Source organism: Micromonospora sp. NPDC049662 (genome assembly GCF_040675055.1).
Classification (GTDB): Bacteria; Actinomycetota; Actinomycetes; order Mycobacteriales; family Micromonosporaceae; genus Micromonospora.
On record NZ_JBFAOC010000038.1, the window covers coordinates 28099 to 40867 of the forward strand.

The window sequence follows — 12769 nt, forward strand, 5'->3', positions numbered from 1 at the left end:
CATCACCGGTACGCCGAGGGAAACTCCTCGAAGTACGCCTCGACGCGCTCGGCGGTCGCCGGACGGGACAGCGCGAAACCCTGCCCGTAACGGCAGCCGGCCCGATGGGCACCCTCGACCTGGGTGGGCGACTCCAACCCCTCCGCCACGATCTCCACACCCAACCGCTCACCGACGTTGACCACCACGTCGATCAGCGGCGGCTGCCCCGTGGGCTCGGCCCCGACCAGATCGGGCCCCACCTTCAGCAGGTCGATCGGCAGCCGGCGCAGGTGGGCCAACGAGGCGTGTTCGGGCCGGAAGTCGTCGAGCGCGGTGCGTACGCCCAACGACCGCAGGCCCGCCAGCCGGGCCACCACCGTCGACAGGTCGGCGGCGACCCTCGGCTCGGCCACCTCCACCACCAGACGCTCGGGTGGCACCCCGTACGCGGCCAGGACCGCCGCGGCGCGCTGCACGAAGTCGGGCGTGGTCAGCTCGCGGGTGGTCACGTTGACGGCCATCCACAGCTCCCGGGGGCCCGCCGACCAGGCCGCCAACTGCCGGCAGGCCCGGTCCAGCACCCACCACTCCAGCTCGCCGACCAGATCCAGGTCCTCGGCGACCGGCAGCAGCTCGCCCGGGAGCACCGTGCCGAGCACCGGGCTACGCCACCGCAGCAGCGCCTCGGCGCCCACCGGCTGACGGTCGGTCAGGTCGAGCACCGGTTGGTAGACCAGGTCCAGTTCGCCCCGGGCGACCGCGCCCGGCAGCTCGCGTTCCAGGTCGAGCCGACGGACCAGCTGCTCCTCCAGGAACGCGTCGTACCACTCGACCCGGTCCCGGCCCAGCTGCACCGCCCGCCGCCGGGCCAGCTCGGCCTGACGAAGCACGTCGGCCGGCCCCGCGCCACTGACCTCGGCCAGCCCGATGCTCGCCTGCACGCGCAGCACCGACCCGGCCAACCGGTAGGGCGAGGTGAGCGTGCTCAGCAGCCGGGTGCCCAGCGCGTACGCCAGCACGGGCCCCGCGCCGGTGACCACCGCGAAACCGTGGCCGGCGCAGGCGGTCACCAGATCGCCGGACGCGACCACCGCCCGTGCCCGCAGGGCGGCCTCGGCAAGCGCGTCCTCGCGGGCCACCGGGCCGAGCCCTTCGATGCCGTGCAGCTCCACCAGCAGCAGCGCACCGGCCGGGGCGGGCACGTCGCCGATCGCGGCGAGGGCGGCGAGCAGGGCCGCCCGGTCCCCCGGCCCCTCGCCGGCCGGGCCGAAACCATGGCGCGACCAGGAGACACCCGTTTCGGGCCAGGTCGCGTCGACGTCGGCCGCAGGAGTCCACGAATCGGTCGTCGGGGCCTGCCACGGCGGTTGCGACTCCCGGCGGCGGACCGTGTGGTCGGCCGCCCGGCGGTGCGCGGCGGGCCGCTCGGGGACGCCACCGTCAGCGCCGCGCAGCAGCTCCCGCAGGACCAGAGGTGGCACCGCCGCCAGGGCGAGCAACAGACTCGTCCGGTCCGGAGTGCGACCGGAGCCGAGGTGCAGGCCCGCCGCGAGCAGCAGCACCGAGGCCGGGAGAACCGCCCGTGGCCAGGTCGTGGCCGGTGAACCGGACGGCGGCGTCGAGCTGGCCGACGGTACCGCCAATGTCGCGCCCAGGGCCGTCAGCAGCATGCCGAGCACCAGCGGTGGCACCGCCAGGAGTGGCGCGCGCCCCGAGGAGGCGGGCGGCAGGATCGTCAACAGCGCCAGACCGACCAGGGTGAGCAGGAGGCCGCCCCGGCAGATCGCGTGGCCCGAGCGCCGCCCGGCGCCGGTGAACGCGCTGAGCGCGGCGATGCCCAACCCGGCCAACACCAGCGCCGCGAGCAGCCGGGCCGGGGCGGGGAGAGTGTCCACGGGCAGGAGCAACCACCCGGCAAGGGTCAGACCGATCGTCGGTCCGGTCGCCTCGACCAACTCCCGCACTCGGGTCGGCGAGGGCGTCCGTGCCGGGAGCCCGCGCAGCCCGGCCACGGACAGGACCGCGACGGTGAGCCACCCGAGCAGTGCGACCGCGCGCTGCCGGGTGTCGACCAGCGGCAGGGCGGCCGCGAACCAGCCGGCCGCCACCACCGCCGCGTCGAGCAGGACCAGCCCCGCCCGGCCCGGGTAACCGCCCGACGGCGGTGCGGGCCGACCGGCGGCCAGCCGGGAGAGTCGTACGCCGGCCAGGGTGGCGCCCGCGCCACCGGCCAACGCGATCACCACCGGGGTCGGGACCATCCCCGCCACACCGGCGAGGACGAGCAGCGCCACGGCCGTGGACACGGCGGCCTCCGGGGCCGCCCGGCGGGGGACGAGGAAACGGAACGGGTACGCGAGGAGCACGGCGGTCGCCTTCGTGAGGGGGCACGGGGCGGTGCGGCGGTGCGGCGGTGCGGCGGTGCGGATGGTGCGGATGGTGCTGCGGTGGCATGGGCGGCGGATGTTGCGAGTCCGCTGCCCAACACTGGGAAACGACCGGCGACCGGATTGGTTACGCATCCGCCATCGGCACGAAGCAGTGACCCGTGTCACTGTACGCGTGCGGGCACCCGTGACACCGCCCGCCGCGACCCCGCCCGACCAGGGGTGGGATCATCGCGGGGTGAGTACGCGCGACACGGTCCGCTTCCGTTTCAACCAAGCCATCCTGGTCGCCTCGGTCATCGCCTTCATCGGCGCCCTGCCGCTGGCGAACGCCCGGGCGTACCTGCTGCCGGTGCTGCTCGTCCCGCTGGGCGTCGGGGTGTGGGCCTGGCGGGCCGGCACCGACGCCGACCCCCGGGAGCTGCGCCTGCGGGCGCTGTTCGGGCAACGCCGGATCGGCTGGGACCACGTCGTCGAGTTCGCCACCGACGCACGCGGACGGGCCGTCGCCCGGCTCGACGACGGCCAGCAGGTCGTCCTGCCGGCGGTACGCGGCACCGACCTGCCCCGCCTGGTCTCCGCCACCGGCCAGAGGATGCCGGACGAGGCCGCCGAGACGCCCGGCGCGTAGGCGGCCGCTCCCGCCCGCCGGCGCTCAGTAGCCGTCGACCACCGTGTTGACGAGCGGTTCACCGGCGGCGAACCGCCGTACCTGCTCGCCGACCAGCCGGTACGCACGCGGCAGCAGCCCCCGCACCGACCCTGCCACGTGCGGCGTGAGCAGCACGTTCGGCATCGTCCACAGCGGAGATTCGGCGGGCAGCGGCTCCGGGTCGGTGACGTCCAGCGCGGCCGAGATCCGGCCCGTGGCCAGCTCGGCGACCAGCGCGTCGGTACGGGCCACCGGACCTCGGGCCGCGTTGACCAGCAGCGCCCCGTCGGGCATCGCGGCCAGGAAATCCTTGTCGATCAGACCACGGGTCTGGTCGGTGAGCGGCACCAGCACCACCACCACGTCGGCGTCGGGCAGCAGTCTCGGCAGCTCCGCGACGGCGTGCACCGACTGCTCCGGCCGGGCGCTGCGGGCGACCAGGGTGAAGCTCACCCCGAACGGCGCGAGCCGGTCGCGCACCGCCGTGCCGATCGAGCCGGCCCCGACGATCAGCACCCGCTTGCCGGTCAGCTCGTCGGTCGGCGCGTTGCCGTCGTACGCCCACCGCCGCTGTCCCTGGGCGCGGGCGAAGGCGGGAAACGCCCGGAGCTGTGCCAGGATCGCGGTGACCACCCACTCGGCGGTGGAGGGATCGTGCACCCCTCGGGCGTCGCAGAGCGTGACCCCGTCGGGCACCCGACCCACCCAGGCGTCGGCCCCGGCGGAGAGCAGTTGCACCACCGCCAGGTCGGGCAGCTCACCCAACAGAGCGGTGGCATCCGAACCGCTCAGGAACGGCGGCACCCAGAAACGGACGTCGGCCACGGCGGACGGCAGGCGGTCGGCGCGTTCGGCGACCTCCACCGTCACGCCCGGCGGCAGCTCGCCAACGAGGTCCAGGCCAGCGTGGTGCGGAATCCATACCTTCACGTCCGCCGACGATAGCCGTCGCCACGGCGGCCGGCGCGGGCACGCCGGAACCGCGCCCCGGGCGAGACGCAACACACCGGTTTTCGGCCGGCAGCGACGAGGTATAAACCACGGATCGGAGGGCAGGTCGGCCTCCGCCTAGGCAGACAGGTGCTCGATGACCGACGGCTCCCCCGCCAGCGCGCGGCGATCGACCGCTCCACCCGGAGCGCTCGGCGACGCGGCGCGGCTGCGCGCGCTCGCCGACACGGGGCTGGACGCCGCCCCGGACGAGGCGTTCGACCGGTTCGCCCGGCTGGTCAGCGATCTGCTGGAGGTGCCGGTCGCGCTGGTCTCCCTGGTCTCCGCCGACCGGCAGTTCTTCCCGGGCGCGGTCGGTCTGCCGGAGCCGTGGTCGCAGCGGCGGCAGACCCCGTTGAGCCACTCGTTCTGCCAGCACGTGGTGGACATCGAGGTGCCCATGGTGCTGCCGGACGCCCGGCTCTACCCCCGGGTACGCGACAACCTCGCCATCGACGACCTCGGCGTCGTCGCGTACGCCGGGATGCCGTTGACCGACCTCTCCGGCCGGGTGCTCGGTTCGCTCTGCGCCATCGACAACAAGCCCCGGGCGTGGACCGCCCGACAACTGCGGACGCTGTCCGACCTGGCGGCGGCCTGCTCGTCGGAGTTGCGCCTGCGGATCGCGCTGGACGGGGCCCAGGAGGCAAGTCGTCGGGTGGTGCAGGCGCACGAGCGCCTGGAACTGCTGGCCGGAGTGAGCGAGACCCTGGCCGGCACGTTGGACGTGGGCACGTCGCTGCGCCGGCTCGCCGACGCCATGGTGCCGGTGCTCGCCGACTGGTGCCTGCTCATCCTCGCCGGGCCCACGGGACAGCCCCGGGAGGTCGTCGCGGCGCACCAGGACCAGGCCCGGACGCCGGACGTCGACCGCTTCGCCGCGCTGCTGCGGACCGGCCTGAACCAGGAGTCGGCGATCCGCGCGGTGCTGCGGACCGGCCAGCCCCGGCTCGGCGGGGTGGCGTCGCCGGCCGACGTGGCCCGGGGCACCACGGACCCGGAGCTGCCGGTGATCGCCGAGCGGCTGGGCATCGCCTCGTACCTCAGCGTGCCGGTGCGGGCCGCCGGGGGCACCGTGCTGGGCGCCATCACCCTGGTCAACAGTCCGGGCCGCCAACAGTTCGACGACCGCGACCTGCTCACCGCCGTGGACATCGGCCGCCGCGCGGGGCAGGCCATCGGAAACAGCTCGATGTACGGGGAACAGCGGCACGTCGCGGAGGTCCTGCAACACAGCATGCTGCCGCGGTTGCCGCTCGTGCCGGAGCTGGAGCTGGCGGCCCGCTACCAGCCGGCCGCCGAGCGGGTGGAGGTCGGCGGCGACTGGTACGACGCCTTCGTGCAGCCCGACGGCGACCTGATCGCGGCGATCGGGGACGTGGCCGGGCACGACATCGAGGCCGCTGCGACCATGGGTCAGCTCCGCAACCTGGTACGCGGCAACGCGTTCGGCCGGCACGACGAGGTCGGGGCGCTGGTGCGCCACCTGGACGACGCGATCCGCGGTCTGCGGCTGCCCATCGCGGCCACCGCCACGCTGGTGCGGATCGGCCCCGAACGCTCCGGTGTCCGTGAGCTGACGTGGTCCAACGCCGGGCACCCACCGGCCCTGATGGTCCGCGCCGGCGGTGCGGTGGAAGTCCTCGACGCGACGCCCGAGCCGCTGCTCGGCCTGGCCCGGCCCACGCCGCGTACCAGCCACTCGACCGGCCTGGCCACCGGAGACACGCTGCTGCTCTACACCGACGGGCTGATCGAGCGTCGGGACCGGTCCATCGACGACGGGCTCGCCGAGCTGGTGGGCCGGCTGACCGGCACCGACACGATGCCCCTGGACGATCTGTGCGACCTGCTGCTCGCGTCGATCCACCACCGCGAGGACGATACGGCGCTGCTGGCGGTCCGAGCCCGCTGAGAGCGGTGGACCTCGGCCGGACCGTCCGGCGGGCTACCCTGGGCCGGGTGAGAGCCCGTCCCCCGTACCCTCGCGTCCGCCGCCTCCGGGCGGTCCTCGCGGCGTCCTGCGCGGCGCTGCTGTTCGCCTCGGGTTGCAGCTTCGGCGAGCCGGACCCCGATCCGGCGGGCGAGCCACCCAACCTGCCGACCCCGTCGGCGTCGCCGAACGCCGGCGGCGCGGGCCAGCAGGCGGTGACCACCGTGCTGGCCAAGGGACTGCGGGTGCCGTGGGCCATCGCGTTCCTGCCGGACGGCGGCGCGCTGGTCACCGAGCGGGACACCGGCCGGATTCTCCAGGTGGGCCCGGAGTCCGGTCCGGACGGGCTGCGGGTCCGGGTCGTGCAGACGATCAACGACGTGGCGGCGGCGGGTGAGGGCGGCCTGCTCGGCATCGCCGTGTCCCCCGGCTACGCCAAGGACCGGACGGTCTTCGTCTACTACACCGCCGAGCAGGACAACCGGGTCGCCCGCCTGCAGATCGGCGGGCAACCCACCCCGATCCTCACCGGTATCCCGAAGGCGAACGTGCACAACGGCGGCGGGCTGGGGTTCGGGCCGGACGGGCAGCTCTACGTCAGCACCGGTGACGCGGGAGAGCGGCCCAACGCGCAGGACACCAAGAGCCTCGGCGGCAAGATCCTGCGGATCACCGCCGACGGCAAGCCCGCGCCGGGCAACCCGTTCCCCGGCTCGCCGGTGTGGTCCTTCGGCCACCGCAACGTGCAGGGTTTCGCCTGGGACGCGGCCAAGCGCATGTACGCCGTCGAGTTCGGCCAGAACACCTGGGACGAGATCAACCAGATCACCAAGGGCGGCAACTACGGCTGGCCGGAGGTCGAGGGGCGGGCCGGCGACAGGCGCTACACCGACCCGATCACGCAGTGGGCGACGTCCGACGCGTCCTGCTCCGGGCTGGCCGCGACGGACCGGCTGCTCGTCACCGGCTGCCTGCGCGGAAAGCGACTGTGGGTGATGGAGCTGACCGACACCGGCACCCTGCTCGGGCAGCCGAGCGAGCTGCTGACCAACCGGTACGGGCGGCTACGCGCCGTGGCCGCCGCGCCCGACGGCTCGCTCTGGGTGAGCACCTCCAACCACGACGGGCGGGGTGACCCGGCGGCCGACGACGACCGCCTCCTGCGGGTGGTCTTCGCCGGCGGCGACGGCGGCCGCAGCTGACCTGCGTCACCTTCCGCCCAGGTTTGCCAAGATCCTTCGACGGGCAGGTCAGAATCTCAGCATGGACGGGCAACGCGACGAGCAGCACGGCGACGCCGAGGGCCGGGACGACCCGGTGACCGGCGGCGAGCCGTCGCGCCCGGCCCGCCGACGGATCGGCCGCCCCGGCGGGCCGGTGCGGCGCACGGGCATGATCCTCGCCGTGCTGGTGGTGGCCCTGGCCGGGGCGGCGCTCGGCGTGCTGGCCGGCGGTCGGGTGAACACCGACATCGGGCCGTTCCGGGCCAACCTCACCCTCTCGCCGGCCACCGACGGCGGGACGACCATCGACGTGCCGCCGCTGGGCGCGCTGCTGCTCGACAGCCACAGCGGGCCGACGCACCTCACCGTGCGACTCGGCGCGCTCGACCAAGGGCGCACCGAGGCGCTGCTGGACGACCCGGCGAGCATCAGTCGGGCCAGCCAGAGCGCCGTGGAGGATGTGCGCTCCGGGGTGATGCGGCTCGGTCTGCGTACCCTCGCCTCGGCGGTGCTGGTCACCCTCATCCTGGCCGCGTTGGTCTTCCGGGACGTGCGCCGTACGGCCTGGGCCGGCGGGTTGGCGCTGCTGGTCACCGCCGGCAGCCTCGGCACGGCCGCCGCGACGCTGCGCCCGCAGGCGATCGAGGAGCCACGCTACGAGGGCCTGCTGGTCAACGCGCCGGCGATCGTCGGCGACGCCCGCCGCATCGCCAACGACTACACCAAGTACGCCGAGCAGTTGCAACGCATCGTCGGCAACGTCAGTCAGCTCTACACGACGGTGTCCGCGTTGCCGGTGCTGGATCCCGCGCCGGGCACCACCCGGGTCCTGCACGTCTCCGACATGCACCTCAACCCGACGGGCTGGCAGCTCATCCGCACGGTGGTGGAGCAGTTCGGCATCGACGTGGTCATCGACACCGGCGACATCACCGACTGGGGCAGCGAGCCGGAGGCGTCGTTCGTCGGCTCGATCAGCCTGCTCAAGAAGCCGTACGTGTTCATCCGGGGTAACCACGACTCGGGCAAGACCGGCGCCGCCGTGGCCCGCCAGCCGAACGCGATCGTGCTGAACAACACGACGACCACGGTCGCGGGCCTGACCATCGCCGGCATCGGCGACCCGCGCTTCACCCCGGACAAGAACACCTCACCGGCCGGCAGCGGGCTCACCCAGGAGGTGGCCGACCAGGTGATCGGCGCGGGTGAGCAGCTCGCCGCGACGATCCGCAACTCGCCGCGGCCGGTCAACATCGCCCTCGTGCACGACCCGGCGTCGGCCGGGCCGCTCGCCGGCACCTGCCCACTGGTGCTGGCCGGGCACACGCACGCCCGGCAGGTCTCCAAGTTGCCGCAGGCCCCCGGCCAGCAGCCGACCGCCCTGTTCGTGGAGGGCTCCACGGGCGGGGCCGGGCTGCGCGGTCTGGAGGGCGAGAAGCCCACCCCGCTGTCGATGACGGTGCTCTACTTCGACCAGCAGAAGATGCTCCAGGCGTACGACGACATCACCGTCGGCGGCACCGGTCAGGCCCAGGTCAACCTGGAACGCCACATCGTGCAGGACCCGAGCGCCGGCGCGCCCGCCTCGGTCACCCCGACGCCGACCCGCTGAGACCGGTCAGCGCAGGGCGAGGGCGGCCAGGGCGGCGTTGACGATGCTGCCGGGCAGCAGGTCGTGCAGCTCGTACAGGTCGGCCACACTGCCGGACTGGCCGAACTCGTCCACCCCGAGCGGCACCGCCGGCGCGCCGAGCGCCGACCCGAGCCAGGCCATGGCGTGCGAGGCCGCGTCGTGCACGGTCACCACCGGCACCCGGTCGGCGAACGCGGACCGCAGCGCGCCGGGCACGCTCGGCACGGTGGCGGTGCGCACGCCCTGCCGCAGGGTGCGCTGCCAGGCCCGGTAGAGCCGGTCCAGGCTGGTCACGTCCACCACGTGCGCGGCGATGCCCTCCTCGGCCAGTTCGGCGGCGGCGGCCAACACCTCGGGCAGCACCGCGCCGGAGCCGGCGAGCTGCACCACCGGCGCGTCGGCCAGGTGCGGGTACGCCTGGTGCGCGTCGACGAGCCGGTACGCCCCGGCGACCACCTGCCGGCGCAGCACCGCGTCACCGAGCCGGGCCCGGGCCGCCTCGAACGGCGTCTGGTCCAGCGGACGGGTGCTGAGGCGGAAGTAGTACGCGCCGTCCTCGGCCGGGGCGGCGGTCGCGGCCGGGGTCGCCCCGCCGGCGATCTGCCCGAGCGCGTCGCAGAGCAGCCAGTCCAGGCTGCCCGCGTACGCCGGCTCGACGAACGTCACCCCGGGCAGCTCCAAGCCGACCGACGCGGTGATCGTGGACTGGTGGGCACCGCCCTCGGGGGCCAGGGTGATACCCGACGGCGTGCCGGCCACCACGAATCGCGAACCCGAGTACGTGCCGTAGAGGAACGCGTCGAGGCCCCGCAGCACGAACGGGTCGTAGACCGTGCCCACCGGCAGCAGCGGCTGACCGGACAGGTCCCACGACAGGCCGAGCTGACCGAGCAGCAGGAACAGGTTCATCTCCGAGATGCCCAGCTCGATGTGCTGCCCGGTGGGGCTCTCGGTCCAGCGCAGCATCCGGTCCTCGGTCCAGGAACGCTGCTCGGTGGGGGCGAACACGCCGGTCTTGTTGATGAATCCGGCGAGGTTGGTGGAGGTGGCCACGTCCGGGGCGGTGGTGACCAGGTAACGGCCGACCTCCCGGTCCCGCGCCAGGTCCACCAGCACCCGACCGAACACCTCCTGGGTGGAGATCGGCTTGTTGGCGCGTACTCCCGTGCTCTGCGGAACGGTGACCCCCAGCGCGCGCTCGCGCGGCGCGCGGGACAGCGCCTCCCGGCGGGCGCCGGCCCGGACGCCGGCCGGCGACGACGGGTCGAGGCGGTCCCACTCGGTCTCGGCGGTCAACCCGTGCGCGGCGCGCAGCGTGTCGACCTGCTCGGTGCTGAGCAGCGCGGAATGGTTACGCGGATTGCCGGCGATGGGCAACCCCCAACCCTTGACGGTGTACGCGAAGACGACGCTGGGCCGGTCGGTCACCGCGTCGCACTGGGCATAGGCGTCGAGCATCGCCTGAAGGTCGTGCCCGCCCAGGTCGGTGACGAGCGGGCCGAGGTCCTCGTCGGTGACGCCCTCGATCAGCTCGGCGATGCCGGCCGGCGCGCCGTCCAGGAACTGCTTGCGCAACGTGTCGCCGGCCAGTCCGAACAGCGACTGGTACTGCTCGTTGGGCATCGCGTCGATCCAGTCGCGCAGCGCCCCGCCGCCGGGCCGGGCGTACGCCTCGGCGAGCCGACGGCCGTACTTGACCTCCACGACGTGCCAGCCGGCGGCCTCGAACTGCCCCCGCCACTGGTTGATCCGGATGCCGGGCACCACCCGGTCCAGCGACTGCCGGTTGAAGTCGACGAGCCACATGACGTTGCCCAGGCCGGTGGTGGCGGGATCGGCCACCGCCTCCCAGATGTTGCCCTCGTCCAACTCGGCGTCGCCGATCAACGCCACGAACCGGGAGTGCGGCCGGGCGCCGAAGTGCGCGTCGACGTACCGGCGGGTGGCGGCGGCGAAGAGCGGCGCCGCCGCGCCCAGACCGACCGACCCGGTGGAGAAGTCCACCTCGTCCGGGTCCTTGGTGCGCGACGGGTACGACTGGAGGCCGCCACGGGCCCGCAGCCGGGGCAGGTAGGACCGGTCCAGGTTGCCCAGCAGGTACTGGATGGCGTGGAACACCGGGGAGGCGTGCGGCTTGACGGCCACCCGGTCCTCGGCGTCCAGGTGGGCGAACCAGAGCGCGGTCATCGCCGTGACGAGCGAGGCGCTGGACGCCTGGTGGCCGCCGACCTTCACGCCGTCGCCGGTGGCCCGGTCGTGGTTGGCGGCATCCACGATCCGGGTGGCGAGCCAGAGCACCCGCCGCTGGATCTCGTCGAGGACATCGAGGTCGTGCTCGTTCACGGTGCTCCATTCGGGCGTCGCCGTTGACGCCGCAGCAGAAGGTGCAGAGGGGTGCAAGGAAGGGCCCCTTCCTAACGCCTGGTGCATAGGAGGGGGCCCTTCCTAACAACGGGTATCAGCTTTGGACGCCCAGGCGCTCCAGGATCAGCGTGCGGACGGCGGCGGCGTCGGCCTGACCACGGGTCGACTTCATCACCGCGCCGACGAGCGCGCCGGCCGCCGCGACCTTGCCGCTGCGGATCTTGTCGGCGATGCCCGGGTTGGCGGCGATGGCCTCGTCCACGGCGGCGGTGAGCGCGCCGGTGTCCGAGACGACCTCCAGGCCCCGGCTGGACATGATCTCGGTGGGCGAGCCCTCACCGTCGACCACGCCCTCCAGCACCGTGCGGGCCATCTTGTCGTTGAGCTTGCCGGCGTCGACCAGGCCCTGCAGCTCGGCGACCTGGGCCGGGGTGGCACCGATATCGGCCAGCTCCACACCGCTCTCGTTGGCGCGGCGGGACAACTCGCCCAACCACCACTTGCGGGCTGCCGCCGGGGTGGTGCCGGCGGCCACGGTGGCCTCGATCAGCTCGACCGCGCCCGCGTTGAGCACCGACTGCATGTCCAGGTCGGACAGGCCCCACTGCTCCTGGAGCCGACGCCGGTGCACCCGGGGCAGCTCCGGCAGGGCGGCCTTCAGCTCAGCCACCCAGGCCGGATCCGGGGCGACCGGCACCAGGTCCGGCTCGGGGAAGTAGCGGTAGTCGGTCGCCGTCTCCTTCGAGCGCCCCGGCGTGGTGTCGCCGGTGTCCTCGTGGAAGTGCCGGGTCTCCTGGGTGATCCGGCCGCCCGCGTCCAGCACCGACGCCTGCCGCAGCATCTCCGAGCGGACCGCCCGCTCCACCGACCGCAGCGAGTTGACGTTCTTGGTCTCGGTGCGCGTGCCCCACTCCTGCCCCGGCAGGTTGAGCGAGGTGTTCACGTCGCAGCGCAGCGAACCCTCCTCCATCCGCACGTCCGAGACACCGAGCGTACGGATCACGTCGCGCAGCTCGGCGACGTACGCTCGGGCCACGTCGGGGGCGAGCGCAGCGGTGCCCGTGATCGGCTTGGTGACGATCTCGACCAGCGGGATGCCGGCCCGGTTGTAGTCGACGAGCGACTCCGTCGCGCCGTGGATCCGCCCGGTGGCACCGCCGACGTGCAGCGTCTTGCCGGTGTCCTCCTCCAGGTGCACCCGCTCGATCTCGATCCGCACCGTCTCGCCGTTCACCTCGACGTCCAGGTAACCGTCGACGCAGATCGGCTCGTCGTACTGGCTGATCTGGAAGTTCTTCGGCATGTCCGGGTAGAAGTAGTTCTTCCGGGCGAACCGGCACCACTCGGCGATCGAGCAGTTCAACGCCAGGCCGATCCGGATGATCGCCTCGATGGCGGCCTTGTTGGCCACCGGCAGCGACCCGGGCAGGCCCAGGCACACCGGGCAGACCCGGGTGTTCGGCTCGCCGCCGAAGTCGGTCGGGCAGCCGCACCACATCTTGGTGTTCGTGCCCAACTCGACGTGGGTCTCCAGGCCGATCACCGGTTCGTAGCGCGCGACGACCTCGTCGTACGCGGGCAGCGTCGTCGTCATCTGGGCTCCTG

General features: G+C 73.6%; 8 protein-coding genes. 4 read left to right on the forward strand and 4 right to left on the reverse strand.

From position 1 onward, the window contains the following. Window positions 1–2: 2 nt before the first annotated feature. Window positions 3–2348, reverse strand: coding sequence for a GGDEF domain-containing phosphodiesterase (locus AB0J36_RS24330; RefSeq protein WP_363661144.1), 2346 nt, complete (start codon window positions 2346–2348; stop codon window positions 3–5). Between the two features lie 259 nt (window positions 2349–2607). Here AB0J36_RS24330 and AB0J36_RS24335 point away from each other — a divergent pair, with 259 nt between their 5' ends. Then, entirely contained in the window at window positions 2608–3000 is a 393-nt protein-coding gene (locus tag AB0J36_RS24335) for a PH domain-containing protein (RefSeq protein ID WP_357127387.1), read from the forward strand. Window positions 3001–3024: 24 nt separating this feature from the next. Here AB0J36_RS24335 and AB0J36_RS24340 read toward each other — a convergent pair whose 3' ends face one another. Further along, window positions 3025–3951 carry a 2-hydroxyacid dehydrogenase gene (locus AB0J36_RS24340; RefSeq protein WP_357173195.1) on the reverse strand — a complete coding sequence of 309 codons (927 nt, stop codon included), beginning with the start codon at window positions 3949–3951 and terminating at the stop codon, window positions 3025–3027. 157 nt (window positions 3952–4108) lie between these two features. Here AB0J36_RS24340 and AB0J36_RS24345 point away from each other — a divergent pair, with 157 nt between their 5' ends. The 3 genes from AB0J36_RS24345 to AB0J36_RS24355 all read left to right on the forward strand — a co-directional run bounded on the left by AB0J36_RS24345 (window position 4109) and on the right by AB0J36_RS24355 (window position 8779). Beyond that, window positions 4109–5926 carry a SpoIIE family protein phosphatase gene (locus AB0J36_RS24345; RefSeq protein ID WP_357127393.1) on the forward strand — a complete coding sequence of 606 codons (1818 nt, stop codon included), beginning with the start codon at window positions 4109–4111 and terminating at the stop codon, window positions 5924–5926. Window positions 5927–5973: 47 nt separating this feature from the next. Continuing rightward, on the forward strand, window positions 5974–7146 hold the full coding sequence (locus AB0J36_RS24350; RefSeq protein WP_357127396.1) for a PQQ-dependent sugar dehydrogenase: 1173 nt from the start codon (window positions 5974–5976) through the stop codon (window positions 7144–7146). A 61-nt stretch (window positions 7147–7207) separates the two neighbouring features. Continuing rightward, window positions 7208–8779 (forward strand): metallophosphoesterase, encoded by a 1572-nt coding sequence (locus tag AB0J36_RS24355; RefSeq protein WP_363661145.1) that lies wholly within the window; start codon window positions 7208–7210, stop codon window positions 8777–8779. Window positions 8780–8785: 6 nt separating this feature from the next. Here the strand turns inward: AB0J36_RS24355 and AB0J36_RS24360 are convergent, their stop codons facing one another. Further along, on the reverse strand, window positions 8786–11143 hold the full coding sequence (locus AB0J36_RS24360) for a pyruvate dehydrogenase (RefSeq protein WP_357127402.1): 2358 nt from the start codon (window positions 11141–11143) through the stop codon (window positions 8786–8788). Between the two features lie 115 nt (window positions 11144–11258). Then, window positions 11259–12758 carry an Asp-tRNA(Asn)/Glu-tRNA(Gln) amidotransferase subunit GatB gene (gene gatB, locus AB0J36_RS24365; protein WP_357127405.1) on the reverse strand — a complete coding sequence of 500 codons (1500 nt, stop codon included), beginning with the start codon at window positions 12756–12758 and terminating at the stop codon, window positions 11259–11261. Between the last annotated feature and the right edge of the window lie 11 nt (window positions 12759–12769).